This window comes from Pseudomonas sp. 10S4, from assembly GCF_034344865.1.
GTDB lineage: Bacteria > Pseudomonadota > Gammaproteobacteria > Pseudomonadales > Pseudomonadaceae > Aquipseudomonas.
Genome location: NZ_CP133774.1, coordinates 6,851,283 through 6,869,794 on the forward strand (window position 1 = coordinate 6,851,283; position 18,512 = coordinate 6,869,794).

General features: G+C 62.1%; 5 protein-coding genes. All 5 read right to left on the bottom strand.

What is annotated here, in order from left to right:
- The 5 genes from RHM58_RS34260 to RHM58_RS31990 all read right to left on the bottom strand — a co-directional run bounded on the left by RHM58_RS34260 (position 1) and on the right by RHM58_RS31990 (position 18,333).
- A complete protein-coding gene (locus tag RHM58_RS34260) occupies positions 1-3,621 on the bottom strand; it encodes an amino acid adenylation domain-containing protein (RefSeq protein ID WP_416195285.1) in 3,621 nt (1,206 codons plus the stop codon).
- Position 3,622: 1 nt separating this feature from the next.
- A complete protein-coding gene (locus RHM58_RS31980) occupies positions 3,623-15,367 on the bottom strand; it encodes a non-ribosomal peptide synthase/polyketide synthase (protein WP_416195286.1) in 11,745 nt (3,914 codons plus the stop codon).
- Between the two features lie 20 nt (positions 15,368-15,387).
- Entirely contained in the window at positions 15,388-16,038 is a 651-nt protein-coding gene (locus RHM58_RS34265) for a condensation domain-containing protein (RefSeq protein WP_416195287.1), read from the bottom strand.
- Positions 16,039-16,287: 249 nt separating this feature from the next.
- A complete protein-coding gene (locus RHM58_RS31985) occupies positions 16,288-17,022 on the bottom strand; it encodes a thioesterase II family protein (RefSeq protein WP_201255845.1) in 735 nt (244 codons plus the stop codon).
- Between the two features lie 138 nt (positions 17,023-17,160).
- Entirely contained in the window at positions 17,161-18,333 is a 1,173-nt protein-coding gene (locus tag RHM58_RS31990; RefSeq protein WP_201202193.1) for an MFS transporter, read from the bottom strand.
- Positions 18,334-18,512 lie beyond the last annotated feature (179 nt).

Genomic DNA, 18,512 nt, shown 5'->3' on the forward strand with positions numbered 1-18,512 from the left:
TCAACGAACGCGCGGATCTGGGCCGTTATTGTTGCCGGTCGCCTCAGGCAAAATCTCGGGCACCACGGTCGGCGCCAGATCCGCATGAATCACCTGGAACGCCCGATCATCGATCTGGACGAAGGTGGTGCGCAGGCTTTCATGACGTTGCACCAGCGCGCTGAAACTGCGTTGCAGGGCTGCAAGGTCGAGGGCGCCGTGAATCCGCAGCGCCGCCGGAATGTGATACGCCGCGCTCAAAGGCTCCATCTGCCAGAGGAACCACTGGCGTTGCTGGGCGTACGACAAAGCCAACGGCTCATCGCGAGACACCCGCGCAATGGCGACTGGGCGGCTGACCTGGGTTTGCTCCAGCGCCGCAACGCAGGCCTTGAGGCTGGCGTTTTCGAACAACTGACGCAATTGCAGGTTCAGGCCGAGGGTCTGGCGAATGCGCGAGACCATTTGCGTGGCCAGCAGCGAATGGCCGCCGAGTTCGAAGAAGTTGTCGGTCAGGCCCACGCGTTCCAGTTTCAACACGTCTTGCCAGATCGTGGCGATCTGTTGTTCCAGTTCGCTGTGCGGGGCGACGTAGTCTTGCTGCACTTGGCTTGCGTCGGGTTGCGGCAGGGCTTTGCGGTCGAGCTTGCCGTTGGCGGTCAGCGGCCATTGGTCGAGGAACAGCAGGTGCGTTGGCACCATGTAATCCGGCAGGTCAGCTTTGAGTTGGGTCTTGAGGTTGTCGCGCAGATTGGCTTCGTTGTCGCTGGTTTGATGCGCGATTACGTATCCGACCAGTTGCTGGCCGCTTGGGCCTTCCTGAGCCAGCACCACCGCTTCGCGCACGGCGTCCAACGCATTCAGTCGAGCTTCGATTTCGCCGAGTTCAATGCGGAAACCACGGATTTTTACCTGGTGGTCGATACGACCGACGTATTCGATCACGCCGTCGTTGCGGTACTGCGCCAGGTCGCCGGTGCGGTACAACCGCGCCCCGCTCTCGCCGAACGGATCGGGGATAAAGCGCAGCGCGGTCAGGTCGCCGCGATTGAGATAACCGCGAGCCAGGCCGGCGCGGCCGACGTATAACTCGCCGATGCAGCCTTTCGGTACCGGGTTCAGGTCGCCGTCGAGCAAGTACCAGGACAGGTCGGTAATGGGCTCGCCGATTGGGCTGCTGGCTTCCAGTTCCAGATCGACCAGGGACAGTGGACGGTAAGTCACGTGCACCGTGGTTTCGGTGATGCCGTACATGTTGATCAGTTGCGGGGCTTGATCGCCGAAGCGTTCGAACCATGGACGCAGGGATTTCACGTCCAACGCTTCACCGCCAAACACCACGTAGCGCAATGCGTTGGCGCGTTGATCGGCGCAAGCGACGTGCATCAATTGCTTGAACGCCGACGGCGTCTGGTTCAACACCGTGACCCCGGCGTCGCATAGCAGCGCGTGGAAGTCTTGCGGGGAACGGCTGACGTCGTAGGGCACGATCAGCAGTTCGCCGCCGTGCAGCAACGCACCGAAAATCTCCCACACGGAGAAGTCGAACGCGTAGGAATGGAACAGGCTCCAGACATCTGAAGGGCCAAACCCGAACCATGGTTCGGTGGCTTCGAACAGGCGCAGGATGTTGTGGTGCGGCAGCAACGTGCCTTTCGGTTTGCCGGTGGAACCGGAGGTGTAGATCACGTAAGCGAGGTTCGACGAGTGCATCGCCACGTGCGGATCGCTGTCGGCGTAACCGCTGACATCGGTCTCCAGCATCAACGCTTGAACACTCGACGGCACCGGCAGTTGGCTCAACAACGACGCCTGAGTCAGCAGCAGTTGAATACCGCTGTCCTCGATCATGTAGGCCAGACGATCCTGCGGATAGGTCGGGTCCAGCGGCACGTAGGCGCCGCCCGCCTTGAGGATCGCCAACAGGCCGACCACCATTTCCAGACCACGCTCGGCGGCCAAACCGACCAGCACATCCGGACCAACGCCCTGCTCGATCAACTGATGAGCCAACCGGTTGGCACGGCTGTTGAGCTGCGCGTAAGTGAGGGTTTGCTGGTTGAAACGCACGGCAATCGCATCAGGATGCAAACGTGCCTGCTCGGCAATCAGTTGATGCGCGCACGCCTCGTTCGGGAAGGCCTGAGTCGATGGATTCCAGTCCTTGAGGATCGCTTGCTGCTCAGCCGCATCCAGCAACGGCAATTCACCGATACGCTGTTGCGGGTTGGCGACGATGCCTTGCAGCAGGTTCAGCCAGTGGCCGGCCATACGCTGCACGGTGGTCGCATCGAACAAATCGGTAGCGTAAGTCAGCGTTGCCGTCAGTTCGCCGTCAGCTTCATGCGTGTCCAACGTCAAATCGAACTGCGCCGTATGCGAGCTCCAATCCAGGCTTTCAACCCGCAACCCCGGCAGTTGCAGCGCCTGCGCCGCGCCGCCGTTCTGGTGGTTGAACATCACCTGAAACAGTGGACTGTGGCTCAGGTGCCGCTCTGGAGCCAGGGCCTGCACCAGTTGCTCGAAAGGCAAATCCTGATGCGCCTGGGCGCCGAGCGAAGCCTGTTTGACCTGGGCCAGTAACTCGGTAAACGGCGTGGTTCCGTGAATCTGGGCGTCGAGCACCTGAGTGTTGACGAAGAAGCCGATCAAGCCTTCGGTTTCGGTGCGGTTGCGGTTGGCCACCGGCACGCCAACGCGAATGTCCGACTGGCCGCTGTAGCGATGCAGCAAAGCCTGGAACGAGGCGAGCAAGACCATAAACAGCGTCAGGCCTTCGCGTTGGGCCAGTTGCTTGAGCCGTTCGCTGAGGTCAGCGGGTACGCTCAGGTCCAACCGCGCACCGCGATGGCTCTGCACCGCCGGGCGCGCGCGATCAGTCGGCAATGGCAACACCGAACCGCCATCGCCCAGGCGACCGGTCCAGTAGGCCAGTTGCCGCGACAACTCGCCGGCCTCCATCCACTGGCGCTGCCAGATCGAATAGTCGGCGTACTGGATCGGCAGCGGCGTCAGGTTTGTCGCCTGATCGGCGCTGAAACCGGCATAGAGTTTGACCAGGTCACCGACCATGATCTGCGCCGACGCGCCATCGGAAATGATGTGGTGTTGAGTCAGCACCAACACGTGATCGTCCGCCGCCAGTTGCAGCAGTTTGATCCGCAGCAACGGCCCGCGCTGCAAATCAAAGAGCTGGGCGATCTCAGCGTCGATCAGCGCTTTGAGCGCGACGTCGTCCGGGGTCGCGTCCAGCACCACCGGGGTGATCGGCAGGCTCAGATGCGCTTGCGCCACTTGCATCGGGCCGTCCGCGCCATCAACAAACACGGTGCGCAACACTTCATGGCGTTCCAGCAGCGCATCGAAACTGCGCTGCAAGGCCGGCAAATCAAGGGTGCCGTGCAAGCGCAAAGCAGTCGGCACATGGTACGCCGCGCTGTCCGGGTCCAGTTGCCAGAGAAACCATTGGCGCTCTTGGGCATAGGACAGGCCAATGGTTTCGAACTCGTCGCGCATCGGCGGAATCGGCAGCGCGGCGAAGCTCATGTTCTTGCTGTGCAGCTTTTGCAAAAAGGCCTGACGCTGGGCGAGCGGCAAACGGATAAAGCGCTGAACCAGGGCCAGGTTATCGAACTGTGTCATGTCAAAGGGTCTCCAGGTCCGCGAGGAAGTCGTGCATTTCACTCAGGTCGTCGCTGGAGTGAGGGGTCAGGTGTACCGCCAGTTGTTCGGCGTATTCAGCCAAGGATGAAGTTCGGAAAAGCAGGTCCAGAGGCACGGCGGCCCCCTGTTCCATTTGCAGGCGTGCCGTTGCTTGTGTCGCCAAAAGTGAATGTCCACCCAGTTCAAAGAAGTTGTCGTCGCGCCCTACCCGTTCCAGCTTGAGCACGTCCTGCCAGATCACGGCCACGCTCTGCTCCAGCGCGCCCTGCGGCGCCACATAGGCGCGCAACAATTGGTTGGCGTCCGGCAGCGGCAAGGCCTTGCGATCGAGCTTGCCGTTCGGCGTCAGCGGGAAGCGTTCGAGCACCAGCCAGTGGGCCGGGATCATGTAGTCCGGGAGCATCGGCGCGAGGTGCGATTTGAGTTCGTCGCGCAGTGCAGCGTCGGACGCCGGCTCAGTCGCCGGAATGACGTAAACCACCAGTTGCGTGCCGCCCGGTCCTTCCTGAGGCACAACCACGGCCTCGCGAATCAGCTCGTGGGCGAGCAGGCAGGCTTCGATCTCGCCCAGTTCGATGCGGAAACCACGAATCTTCACCTGGTGATCGACCCGACCGAGGTACTCGACCATGCCGTCGATACGATGCCGCGCCAGGTCACCGGTGCGGTATAACCGCGCGCCCTTGCCGAACGGGTCCGGCAGGAAACGCTCGGCAGTCATGGCCGCACGCCCGTGGTAACCACGGGCCAGGCCGTCGCCGCCGATCAGCAGCTCACCGATCAGACCGGCCGGGTTCGGCGCAAAGTGGTCGTCGACGATGTACAGCGCAGTGTTGGCAATCGGCCGGCCCAGAAATGGCAGACGCTTGCGTTCGGTCAGTTGATAAGCCGCCGACCAGATCGTGGTTTCGGTCGGGCCATAGAGGTTCCAGACCTGTCCAGCCACACCCAGCAGCCGCTCGGCCAGATCCTCGGCCAACGCTTCGCCGCCGCACAGGCATTTGCGCCCGCGAAGGTTCGCCAGCAACGGGTGGTCGAGCAACATCCGCCAGGTCGATGGCGTCGCTTGCACAATGCTGACCTGTTGCTGCTCGATCACCCGCAGCAGCGCCTCGGGATCGTGGGCGCTGAGCTTGTCGACCAGCACCACCGCCGCGCCGCAGAACAGCGGCCCGTAGAGTTCCAGACCGAAAATATCGAACGAGAACGTCGTCAGCGACAGCATGCGGTCAACCGCTGTAATGCCCGGCTCCTTCGCCATGCTGACGACGAAGTTCACCAGTGCTTCATGGCGCACCATCACGCCCTTCGGCTTGCCGGTCGAACCGGAGGTGTAGATCGCGTAGCAGAGATTGTCGCCATCGACCGCCACGTGCGGGTCGTGGTCAGCAGCCGATTCGTCCGGCGCACCGAGCAGCAGGGTTTGCACCCCGACCGGAATCGGCAGTTGCTCCAGCAGCGACACCTGGGTCAGCAACAGTTGCAGGCCACTGTCCTCGATCATGTGCGCCAGGCGATCCGTCGGGTATTGCGGGTCCAGCGGCACGTAGGCGCCACCGGCCTTGAGGATCGCCAACAGGCCGACAATCATCTCCAGACCACGGTCCACGGCAATCCCGACCAATTGATCCGGGCCGACGCCTTTTTCAATCAAGCGATGGGCCAAGCGGTTGGCGCGGATGTTGAGTTGGCGGTAGGTCAACGACTGCTCGGCAAATACCAGAGCAGTGGCGTCCGGCGTGCGTCGGGCCTGGGCCTCGATCAGCCGATGGATGCAACGCTCGCTCGGGTAGTCGGCCTGACTGGCGTTCCACTCCAGCAGATGCTGTTGGGTTTCACGCGGGTCCAGCAAGGTCAGGTCGCCCAGCGATTGCTGTGGGTTGCCGATCATTTGCTGCAACAAGCGCTGAAGATGCGTGCCGATCTGCTCGATCGAGTCCTGGGCAAAACTGGCGCACTGGAAGCTGAACTGCACCGCCAGTTGCGCACCGAGGCTGACCGACAGCGTCAGCGGATAGTTGGTTTGTTCCAGGTTATCCACCGCGCCAAAGCGCAGACCTTGCGGTGAACCTTGCTCCAGTGCCTCGGAAATCGGGTAGTTCTCGAACACCAAAATGTTATCGAACAAGGCTTCACCGCCCTGCCCGGCCCAACGCTGGATGTCGAACAACGCCGTGTGTTCGAACTCGCGCAGCGCCAGGTTCTGCGCCTGCACGACGTGCAGCCAGTCGCCCAGACTCTGCTCGGCACGCGGGCTGGCGATGACCGGCAAGGTGTTGATGAACAGACCGATCTGCTGCTCGACCCCGACCAGATCCGCCGGGCGCCCGGACACCGTGGCGCCGAACGCGACGCTGGATTTGCCGGTGTAACGCTGCAACAGCAACAGCCACGCCGCTTGCACCAGGGTGTTGACGGTGACTTTCGACTCGCGGGCGAACTCGCTCAAGCGCAGGGTTTGACCATCATCCAGCGCGATGTGGTGCTGGCCGTACAGGTGAGTCGCGACCTCCTCGGTCGGCCGGGCAAACACTTGCGCCAGGCGCAGCGGCTCGTCGAGGCTGCGCAACTGCGGCGTCCAGAACGCTTCGCTGGCGGCCGCGTCCTGGCGTTGCAACCAGGCGATGTAATCGCGATAACGCCCTGGCTGGCGAACCACGCCCTGACCGCTGTAATGCTGCAGCACCTCGCCGAGCAACTGCGCACTGCTCCAGCCGTCCATCAGGATGTGATGGTTGGTGTAGATCAGGTGATGACGGTCGGCAGCGGTTTGCACCAGCACCAGACGCAACAGCGGCGCCTGAGTCAGATCGAGGCCTTGGGCCCTTTCTTCATCTGCAAGGGTTTGCAGCGCCGCATCGAGGTCGAGCTGATTACGCCAGTCCAGCACCGAAAACGGCACTTCGATGTTGCGATGAACCACCTGAATCGGCTGCTCCAGATCGCCCTGCCAGAAGAATCCGGTGCGCAGGATATCGTGAGCATCAAGCGCCGCTTGCCAGGCGTCGCGGAAGCGTTGCGGGTCGACGCCATCAACGTCCAGACGCATCTGGTTGATGTAGTCGCCGGTGCCTTGTTCAAGCAAGGTGTGGAACAGCATGCCCTGCTGCATCGGCGATAACGGGTAGATGTCGTCAATGGTTTGAGGTGCGACAGCCAGGTTGTCCAGTTGCGCCTGGGACAGTTGCGCCAACGGAAAGTCTGACGGTGTAACGCCGCGATTGGCGGTGTCACAGCAATGAGCGATGAGCGCGGTGAGTTCTTGCAGGTAGTCATCGGCCAGGCGCTGGATGGTCGCCTCGTTGAACATCTCGCCGCTGAAGGTCCAGCTCAGGTCCAGTTCGCCGCCAAACACTTGGCCGTCGAGGGCCAACTGATTGCCCAGCGGGCCTTGCAGGTTCACTTCCTGGCCGCCGGACTCGCTGGTCGGCACGAACAAGGCATCGCCCGCCGCATCGAAACTGCCATCGAACTGACCGAGGTAGTTGAAGGTCAGGCGTGGTTTTGGCAGCGCTTGCAGGGTTTGCCGCGCGTGGTCGTCGCCCAGATGCGCAAGGGCACCGAAGCCGATGCCTTTGTTCGGGATCGCCCGCAGTTGTTCCTTGATCTGTTTAAGCGAGGTGCCCAGCTCGGCAACCGGGGTCAATTTCGCCGGGAACAGGCTGGTGAACCAACCGACCGTGCGGGTCAGGTCCACCGCTTCGAACAGGTCTTCGCGACCGTGACCTTCAAGTTGTACCAAAACACTGTCGTCACCGGTCCAGCGCACCGTCACCCGCGCCAGCGCGGTCAGCAGCAGGTCGTTGACCTGCGTGCGATAGGCCGCCGGGGCTTCTTGCAACAGTTGGCGGGTCAGGGTTTTGTCGAGTTGGCTGCGAATCACCAACGCTTGCTGGTGTTGCTGCCCGCCCTCGGCGTTGTCGCACGGCAATGCGACTGGCGCGCCTTGCAATTGTTGCTGCCAGTAAGCCAATTCGGTCTGCAACGGAGCACTGGCGGCATAGTCTTGTAGCGCTTCGGCCCAAGCCTTGACGGGGCTGGTCTTGGCCGGCAATTGCACGGCTTTACCGGCCAGGCTTTGGCGGTAAGCGGTTTGCAGGTCTTCGAACAGGATGCGCCACGACACGCCATCGACCACCAGGTGGTGAACGACCAACAACAAGCGTTGAGTACCATCGGCCAGGTTCGCCAACACGGCGCGCATCAGCGAACCGTCACTGAGTTGCAGGCTGCGTTGGGCTTGATTACCCAAGGCTTCGAGGGCTGCCAGATCGGCGACGTTGGCTTGCCAAAGGATCGCTTCGAGTTTGTTATCACGGTACTGCGCGAACCAACCTTCGGCCTGCGAAACGAAGTTCAAACGCAAGCTGTCGTGATGAATCAGCAACGCGGCCAAGGCCTGTTCCAAGGCTTGAGGATTCAACGCCTGAGTCGGCTTGAGCATCACCGACTGGTTCCAGTGACGACGATCAGGAATCTGCTGAGCGAAGAACACCTGATGCACTGGCAACAGCGGAGTTTCGCCGGTCACCGGACGCTGATCGATCTGCTGCAACGGTTCGCCGGTCTGGACCACCGCCACCAGCGCTTGAATGGTCTGGTGCTGGAACAGGTCTTTCGGGGTGAAGCGCAGGCCGGCCTGACGGGCGCGGCTGACCACTTGAATCGAGATGATCGAATCGCCGCCCAGCTCAAAGAAGTTGTCGCTCAAACCCACGCGTTCGAGCTTCAGCACGTCTTGCCAGATCGTCGCCAGTTGCTGTTCCAGCGCGCTTTGCGGCGCCACGTAGGCCTGCTGCAATTGGCTGACGTCAGGGCGTGGCAGGTTCTTGCGGTCGAGCTTGCCGTTGGGGGTCAGCGGCATGCAGTCGAGCAGCAACACGTAGGCCGGAACCATGTGCGCCGGCAGTGCGGCTTTAAGCTGTTCACGCAATGATTCGGCGAAATCCTTGCCTTGGGCGTCGCCGACCACGTAAGCGACCAGCCGTTTGCTGCCGGCGCTTTCCTGAGCGACCACCACCGCTTCGCGGACACCATCGAAGGTCTGCAAACGCGCTTCGATTTCGCCCAGCTCGATACGGAAACCACGGATCTTCACCTGGTTGTCGATACGTTCCAGGTAATCGAAAGTCCCGTCGGCGCGTTGGCGCACCAGGTCGCCAGTGCGATAGAGCAAACCGCCGGTACTGCTGAACGGATCAGCCACAAACCGCTCGGCCGTCAGGCTCGGACGATTCAGGTAACCACGGGCCAGCCCGGTGCCGCCGAGGTACAGCTCACCGGCCATGCCTTGGGACAACAGGTTCAGGTCGGCGTCGAGCACGTAAGCGCTGCGATCACCGATGCGACTGCCAATCGGCGCATAAGCCGCGCCGCACTGCACCTCGCGGCCAGCCTTCCAGATCAGCGGTGTGACCACGGTTTCGGTCGGGCCGTAGCCGTTGATGATGTACTCCGGGTTCAGCGCACGCTTGACCCGTTCAAAACTGGCGTTCGGCACCGCATCGCCGCCGAAGCAGTAGATGCGCACCTTCGGCGGGTTGCCTTCACGTTCAGCGTATTCGGCCAGTTGTTGCAGGTAGACCGGCGGGAACGCGACCACGGTCACGCCGTGTTCGATCATCGCGTTGTAGGTCTGCTCCGGGGTCCACAGGCTGTCGTCGCGAATCAGCAGCGAAGCGCCGTGGGTCAGGCTGGTCAACCAGCGTTCATGGGCGCCGTCGAAGGCGAACGACATGAAGTGGAATTCGCAGTCGCTGTCACGCATTTCATAACGTTCGCCGATGGCCAGGCAATGCATCGCCAGCGGACCGTGGGTCACGCTGACGCCTTTCGGATTGCCGGTGGAACCGGAGGTGTAGATCACGTAGGCGAGGTTGTTCGGGGCGAGGTTTACAACCGGTGCCGTTGTTGGACGTGCCCTCAGGTCGAGGTGATCCAGCTCCAGAACGTTCATGACATCTTCAATCGGCAACTGCGCCGAAATCCGCGAGTCGGTCAGCAGCAGCGCCAAACCCGAATCCTGCATCAGGTACGCCAGGCGTTCGCGCGGGTAACTGGTGTCCAGCGGCACATACGCCCCACCAGCCTTGAGCACCGCCAGCAACGCGACGATCAAGCCTTCGCCACGCGGCAGCGCCACGCCGACCCGCACTTCCGGGCCGACGCCTTGCGCCACCAGTTCATGGGCGAGGCGATTGGCCCGCAGGTCCAGTTCGCCGTAGCTGAAACGCTGACCGTCGAAGATCACCGCCGTGCGCTCGGGACGCTGGGCCGCCAGCGCAGCGAAACGCTGATGCACCGCGACATTAACCGGGTACGGTTGCGGCTGGTTGTTCGCTTGTTGCAGGGCCTGTTCTTGCGGGGTGACCAGGGCGATTTCACCCAGGCGCCGCTCGGCGGACTCGGCAAAGCTGTCGAGCAAGTGCAGCAAATGGGCGCTGAGACGTTCGATGGTCGCGGCGCTGAACTTCGCCTGATCGAAACTCAAATGCAGCGCCAACGTTTCGCCAAGCGTCACGCCAATCGTCAGCGGATAGTGAGTTTGATCCTGATTGGCGACGTCGCCGAACACCACGCCTTGGGCAGTGCCGTGTTGCAGTGCTTCGGAGATCGGGAAGTTCTCGAACACCAGCAAGGTGTCGAACAGCGACTCACCGCCCTGCCCGGCCCAGCGCTGGATATTCGCCAGCGGCGTGTGTTCGAACTCGCGCAGGCTGAGGTTTTGCGCCTGCACCGCAGCCAGCCACGCGCCGACGCTTTGGTCCGGACGCGAGCCGGCGATCACCGGCAAGGTATTGATGAACAGACCGACTTGTTGCTCGATACCCACCAGGTCCGCCGGACGCCCGGCGACGGTGGTGCCGAACGCCACGCAGGCGCTGCCGGTGTAACGCTGCAACAGCAACAGCCACGCGGCCTGGACCAAGGTGTTGACGGTAATTTTCTGCTGACGGGCAAAATCGTTCAGGCGACGGGTCCGCAACGCGTCAGCCTCGAAATGACGCAACGTGTGGCCGGTTTCGACCAACACTTCGCCGCCGCTCGCCGCGGCTTGGGCCAACACGGTCGGTTCCTGTAAATCGCCGAGTTGCGCCAGCCAGAACGCTTCGCTGACGGCGCCATCCTGACGTTGCAGCCACTGGATGTAATCGCGATAACGACCGACCGGGCGCGGCGGTTGTTTACCGCTGTAACGCTGCAACACCTCGCCGAGCATCTGCGCGCTGCTCCAGCCATCCATCAGGATGTGGTGGTTGGTGAAGATCAGGTGGTGACGGGTGTCCCCGGTCTGGATCAAGGTCAGGCGCAGCAGCCCGGCCTGGGTCAGGTCGAAACCTTGGGCCAGGTCGGCGGCGGTGAAGTCGCTGAGGGCCTGGGCGATGTCAGTGCGTTCGCGCCAGTCGAGCAGCACATAAGGCAGCGGCAGGTGGCGATGGATGATTTGCAATTGTTCCTGCAACTCGCCCTGCCAGATGAAACCGCTGCGCAGGATGTCGTGGGCGTCCATGGTCGCCTGCCAGGCATCACGGAAACGCTCGGCGTCGAGGCCGTCGACATCGACGCACAACTGGTTGATGTAGGTGCCGGTGCCCTGTTCGTACAAAGTGTGGAACAGCATGCCTTGTTGCATCGGCGACAGCGGGTAGATGTCCTCGATGTCGGCGGCCGGGACCGGGATTGCGTCCAGTTGCGCCTGATCGATCCGCGCCAGCGGGAAGTCCGACGGCGTGACACCCATCGACTCCGGCAGGCAGCAATGGCTGATCAACGCTTCGAGTTCGCGAGTGTATTCATCGGCCAATCGGGCGATGGTCGATTCGTTGAACACCTCGCGGCTGAAGGTCCAGCGCAGGTCGAGTTCGCCTTCAAACACCTGACCTTCGACGCCCAGCCAGTTGTCCAGCGGCGCTTCGGCGCTTTGTTCGAGGCCGGCACTTCCGCCGGCCGGGCTGAACAATACGCCTTCATCGGCATCGAAACTGCCGTCGAACTGGCCGAGGTAGTTGAAGGTGATGCGCGGTGCCGGCAAGGCTTTGAGGCTGGATTGCACCGACTCACCGCCGAGGTATTTCAGCACGCCAAAACCAATGCCTTTGTTCGGGATTGCCCGCAGTTGTTCCTTGATCTGCTTGAGCGCCGAGGCCAGGGAATCGGCGGTTGTCAGGCGCACCGGGAACAGGCTGGTGAACCAGCCGACGGTGCGGGTCAGGTCGATCGCGTCGAACAAGTCCTCACGACCATGACCTTCGAGTTGGATCAAGGCGTCAGCGTGGCCGGTCCAGCGGCAGATCACCCGGGCCAGCGCGGTCAACAGCAGATCGTTAACCTGGGTGCGGTAAGCGGCGGGCGCCTGCTGCAACAGTTGTTGGGTGAAGGCTTTGTCCAGTCGGCTGTGAACCACTTGGGCATGACGGCTTTGTTGACTGCCTTGCGGGTTGTCGCATGGCAGTTCGACGGTCGCACCGTTGAGTTGCTGGTGCCAGAAACTCAGCTCCGCTTGCACGGCTTCAGTACGCGCATAAGCCTGAAGATGCTCGCCCCAGGCCTTATAGGAACTGGTTTTGGCCGGAAGTTTGGCACTCGCGCCCAGCGACGCTTGCTCGTAAGCGAACTGCAAATCCTCCAGCAAAATGCGCCACGAAACACCGTCCACGGCCAAGTGATGGATCACCAGCAACAGACGTTGGCTGCCATCGGTCAACGTCGCCAACACACCGCGCAGCAACGGACCGTTATGCAGGTCGAGGCTGCGCTGGGCCTTGGCGTAGAGGTCGTCCAGTTCGATGGTGCTGACGTTGTCGGCGGTCCAGAGCAATTCGTTATCGACCGCAACCGCTGCCACTTCGGCGCGTCCTTCGGTAAACCGCGAACGCAGTACGTCGTGGTGCGCCATCAACACATTCAGCGCTTGAACCAACGGTGCCGCTTGCAAGCCTTGATGGGCGCGCAGCAGCACAGCCTGGTTCCAGTGGTGACGCTGGGGAATCTGTTCTTCGAAGAAGGTTTGCTGGATCGGCAGCAACGGCTGTTCGCCGGTCACTGGGCCTTGATCGATGCTCAGCGCTACGACGCCTTGCTGCGCGACGCCCGCCAAACCCTGCACGGTTTGGTGCTGGAACAGGTCACGGGGACTGAAATGAATTCCGGCCTGACGCGAACGGCTGACCACCTGGATGGAGATGATCGAGTCGCCGCCCAATTCGAAGAAGTTATCGGTCAAGCCGACCTTCTCCAGCTTGAGCACGTCCTGCCAGATCCCGGCGATTTTCTGTTCCAGTTCGCTGCGCGGCGCCACGTAGGCCTGTTGCATCTGGCTGGCGTCGGGCGCCGGCAAGGCCTTGCGGTCGAGCTTGCCGTTCGGGCTCAGTGGCAATGCCGCGAGGAACAGCAGATGGGTCGGGATCATGTAGTCCGGCAGGTTGTCCTTGAGTTGAGCCTTGATCGCTTCGCGGACCACGCCTTGTTCTTCGGCGCACGCTTGCACCAGCGAAGTGTCGGTCGGCACCACGTAGCCGACCAGTTGCAGGCTGCTGCCGCCCTGCACGGCAAGGACCACGGTGTCGCCCACGGTGTCCAGTTCCAGCAGTCGCGCTTCAACTTCACCCAGCTCGATGCGGAAACCGCGAATCTTCACTTGATGGTCGACGCGCCCCACGTATTCGATCACCCCTTGGGCGTTGAACCGCGCCAGGTCGCCGGTGCGGTACAGGCGTGCGCCGGAACCGGAAAACGGATCAGGGATAAAACGCTCGGCACTCAAGTCCGGCTGTTGGAAGTAACCACGGGCCAGCAACTCGCCGCCGATCACCAGTTCGCCGATCACACCGACCGGCGCCGGTTGGCCGTTCTCATCGAGCAGGTAAGTGTGGCGGCCGGGCAAAGGCTTGCCGATGGGCAAGGTCAGCGGCAACGGCTGGCGACCGAAAATGTAATCGCTGCAATCCAGGGTCGTGGCAGTGACGGTGGCTTCGGTCGGGCCGTAGGTGTTGAGCAACTTGACCTGCTCCAGCCCGGCCTGACGCCAGGCCAACACGCCTTCCGGCGGCATCGCTTCACCGCCGCTGTGCACTTGGCGTAGTTTTGCGTAGTCACGCGGGCCGACGGCGGCGAACTCCTTGGCGACCATGTTCCAGTAGGCCGTGGTCAGGTCCATCACCGTGATGCCCTGCTCGACGATCTGTCGGTAAAGGGTTTCGCTGTCCCAGACTTCGTTACCGCGCAGCACCACCGACGCGCCGCAGGTCAGTGGCCCGAAGAGTTGCTCGCCAAAGGCATCGAAGTTGAACGTGGCGAATTGCAGCGCGCAATCGGCGGCGCTCAGGTCGTAATAGTGCTGACAGGCAAAGGCATGTTTGCTCAACGCGCCGTGACTGATGCCGACGCCTTTCGGGCGACCGGTCGAGCCCGAGGTGAACATGACGTAGGCCAGGTTGTCCGCCCATACCGGACAGGACAAATTGCTTTCATCGGTCGACTTCCAGGCGTCCTCCTGATCCAGGCACAAGCAAGCCACGCCGTCCGGCACCGGCAAACGCTCAAGCAGATGACTTTGGCTGAGGATCAACTGGCTGGCGCTGTCTTCGATCATGCCCAGCAAGCGATCGCGCGGGTATTGCGGGTCCAGCGGCACGTAGGCGCCGCCGGCCTTAAGCACCGCGAGCACGGCGACGATCAGGTCGAGTCCGCGATCCACCGCGATGCCCACCAACACTTCCGGTCCCACGCCTTGGGCCACCAACGTGCGGGCCAAACGGTTGGCCCGGGCGTTGAGCTGCCCATAAGTCTGTTGCTGGCCATCGAAGATTAACGCGATCGCGTCGGGAGTTTTCTCGGCTGCGGTTTCAAACAGTTGATGCACCGGGCGCTCGCTCGGCCACACGTTGTCGTTACGGCCCCAGTCGGCGACCAGTTGCTGATACTCGTCCGCCGCCAGCAACGGGATTTCACCCACCCGTTGCTGCGGGTCGTTGACGATGCTGCGCAGCAGGAACGTCCAGTGCCGGGCCAGACGCTCGATGGTTTCAGGCTCGAACAGGTCGCTGGCGTAGGTGAACGCCGCGTGCAGTTGCCCGCCCTTCTCATACGTATCCAGGCTCAGGTCGAACTGGGTGCTGCGGCTTTCCCATTCGATCACGCCCAGTTCCAGACCGGTGCCAACCTTCAGCGTGGTGACATCCGCCACTTCCGGCTGGTGGTTGTACATCACCTGGAACAGTGGGTTGTAGCTCAGGCTGCGTTCCAGTTTCAGCGCTTCGACAAGACGCTCGAACGGCAGGTCCTGATGGGCCTGGGCGCCGAGGGCAGTCTCTTTGAGGTCGCGCAACAGATCGCCGAGATGGGTCTGGCCGTCCAGTTGCACCCGCAGCACTTGGGTGTTGACGAAGAAGCCGATCAGCCCTTCGATTTCCCGGCGATTGCGGTTGGCAATCGGCACGCCGATACGCAGGTCGTTCTGGCCGGTGTAACGGTGCAACAGAATATTGAAGGTGCCCAGCAGCAGCATGAACAGCGTCACGCCGTGCTGACGGGCAACGCCGCGCAGTTGCTCAGCCAGTGCGGCGTCGACCACGTGTTCATGGCGACGACCGCGATAGCTCGGCAGCACCGGGCGCGGATGATCGAGCGGCAGTGCCATCACCGGGTGTTCGTCACCCAGTTTCGCCAGCCAGTAATCGAGTTGTTTTTGCTGCTCGCCGGCTTCCAGCCAGCGGCGCTGCCACAAGGCGTAGTCGCTGTATTGAATCAGCAGCGCGGCGAAATCAGGGGGTTGCCTTGATCGTGGGCATCGTAGAAGCGGCAGAACTCGTCGATCAACACGTTCATCGACCAACCGTCAGAAACGATGTGGTGCAAGGTCAGCAGCAGCACGGACTCCTGCTCGTCCAGCTTCAACAAGCGCACCCGCAGCAGCGGGCCCTGGGCCAGATCGAAAGGAATCAGCGATTGCTGTTCGGCGGCTTCGGCGACACGGGATTCACGTTCTGCCGGCGGTAAGGCGCTGAGGTCGATGCGTTCGATGTCCAGCGGTTGCTGCACCGAGACTTGCAACAGGCTGTCGTCGGGTTGTTGCTGGAATACCGTGCGCAGGGTTTCGTGGCGTTCGATCAGGCTGGCGAACGCTTGCTCCAGCGCAACCTGATTCAGGCGCCCTGTCAGGCGCACCGCCGCCGGCAGGTTATAGGCGCCGCTTTGCGGGTCCAGGTGCCAAAGAAACCACATGCGTTGCTGGGCATAGGACAACGCCTGGCGGTCCTGGGCCTCAACCCCGGCCGGGATCGGGAATTGCGAGAAATCCACGCCTTCCTTTTGCAAGGCCGCAAGGAACATCTGGCGCTTTTCCAGGGGCAACCCGATAAACCGGCGAGCAAGTTTCAAGGAGTCTTCAGCATTCATTTCTTAGCATCCGGATCAGTAGGCAGGAAGCACAAAGGCACGTCGTCCCTATAAAACGAATGCAGACCGGAAAAATTAGCGAATGAGAACAACTATCAGGAAGGAGGTATTGCGGGGAGTTTGAGGCTGTCGCAGATCAATGTGGGAGCGGGCTTGCTCGCGAATGCGGTGTGTCAGTCAACAACAATGCTCAATGACATACCGCATTCGCGAGCAAGCCCGCTCCCACAGGGTAAAGCAGTTGAGTCGTCAGGCGCTGGCGGCCAACGCATGCCGCCGCCGATGCCCTTCCAGTTGATCCTTGATCACCCGCAGCACCTTGGGCTCATGCTCATGGATGAAGAAGTGCCCGCCGGCCAGCATGTCCACCGAGAAGCTGCCGTGGGTTTCCTTGCTCCAGCCGATCAATTGTTCGGTGGTGGCCTTGTCGGCCTTACCGCCGAGCACGTGCACCGGGCATTTGAGCAGTGGGCGCTGGATCGGCTGAAAACGCCCGCACAGCAGGAAGTCGGCGCGCAGGATCGGCAGGGTCAGGCTCATCAACTCTTCATTGGCCAGCACTTCTTCGCTGGTGCCATTCAGGGTGCGCAACTGGTCGATCAGTTCGGCGTCAGTCTTGGGTTCGGCAAAACCGCGATCATAGTCGGCGCGCATGGTTGGCGCTGCGGTGCCCGAGGCAAACAGCGCCACCGGTTCCGGGCAACCGAGTGCACGAAACGCGTGGGCCAACTCGCACGCCATCAGGGCGCCCAGGCTGTGCCCGAACAAGGCGTACGGCGTCTTGAGCGTCGGGCGCAATTCCTTGGCCAATTGCATCGCCAGCCCGCGCATGTCGGTGTGCAACGGTTCGTCAAAACGGGCGCCACGCCCCGGCAACTCGACCGGTTGCAGTTGCAGCCATTCCGGCAACTTGCGCCGCCAGCGGCTGTAGACCATGGCGCTGGCGCCGGAATACGGCAGGCACAGCAGAGTCAGCTTGGTCACCGTGGGTTCCTCAAAAAGATGTCTGTAAAAAGGAACGCTCCGGCGCCTGGGTAAATTAGTCGTCGATCACGCAACGATCGGGAAGAGGTTGGTAACCCATTACCCCTGTGGGAGAGAGCCTGCTCCCACAGTTAGATCTCATTTCAAATGGCGGAAGCTCTGGATCGCCGACCCCAACACCACCGCCCCCGCCGCAATCGCCACCCAAAACCCGCTGCGCGCCCCGAACGCATCCACCAGCCACCCGGAACTCGCTGCGCCCATTGCAACGCCAATGCTCAACCCGGTGACCAGCCACGTCAGGCCTTCGGTCAGTTTGGCTGGCGGCACGATGCGTTCCACCAACGCCATCGCCACAATCAGCGTCGGCGCAAAGAACAGCCCGGCGACAAACACCGCCAGTGCCAGCCCGAATATGTTCGTCGCCAGCAGTAACGGCAATGTCGTCACCGCTGTCGCCACACCGCCATAAAGGAACAATCGCGGCAGCGGCACTTTCGAGCGCAATGCGCCGAACGCCAACCCGGCCAGGCACGAACCGATGGCGTACACCGACAGCACGATACTCGCTGCCGCCGGTTGGCCCTGCTGCTGGGCGAACGCCACGCTGACCACGTCCACTACGCCGACAATGGTGCCCATGGCGGTCATCAACAGCATCAGCAGGCGGATTTCACCGGAACGAATGATTGAGCCCTGATGGTGAACTTCATGGGGATGCACCGCCGGCTCGGTGCCGCGCTGCAACACAAACGCCGCGACCCCGATCGCAAGCATCAGTAACGCCGCCAAGGGACCTGCCTCGGGGAACGCCACCACGCATAAGCCCACCGACAGCGGCGGCCCGACAATAAAGCAGACCTCGTCCAGCACCGATTCCAACGCATAGGCGGTTTGCAGTTGCGGCTGACCGCGATAGAGCTCGGTCCAGCGCGCCCGGACCATCGCCGACATGCTCGGCATGCACCCGGCCAGGGCAGCGAACACGAACAGCGTCCAGTGTGGCGCCTGCAACCGTGTGCAGAGCAACAACAGCAACAGCGAACCGCCACCCACCAGCGCCGACACCGGCAGGATCCGGCCCTGGCCGTAGCGATCCACCAGACGCGAAACCTGCGGCGCACAGAATGCCGTGGCGAGGGCAAAAGTTGCCGCAACGGCGCCGGCCAAGCCGTAGCCACCCTGTAACTGCGAGAGCATGGTGATCAGGCCGATGCCGGTCATGGAAATCGGCATGCGCGCGATCATCCCGGCCAGCACAAAGGCCCGGGCGCCAGGGGCGTTGAACAGTTCGCGGTAGGGGTTTGCCATCGATTTCGGCCTCAATCAGGGCCTGCAAGTTGCCATAAAGGCTGGTTGAGGGGAAAGCGGGTAATTGTTGGTTGAATGTTAAGGCCCCTTCGCGAGCAAGCCCGCTCCCACATTGGATTTTTGGTGTAAACGCGATCGTGTGGGCGCGACCAAACCTGTGGGAGCGGGCTTGCTCGCGA

Coding starts and splice junctions, on each gene's coding strand:
- RHM58_RS34260 (WP_416195285.1), bottom strand. CDS start 3,621: ATGACACAGTTCGATAACCTGGCCCTGGTTCAGCGCTTTATCCGTTTG.
- RHM58_RS34265 (WP_416195287.1), bottom strand. CDS start 16,038: ATGAATGCTGAAGACTCCTTGAAACTTGCTCGCCGGTTTATCGGGTTG.
- RHM58_RS31990 (WP_201202193.1), bottom strand. CDS start 18,333: ATGGCAAACCCCTACCGCGAACTGTTCAACGCCCCTGGCGCCCGGGCC.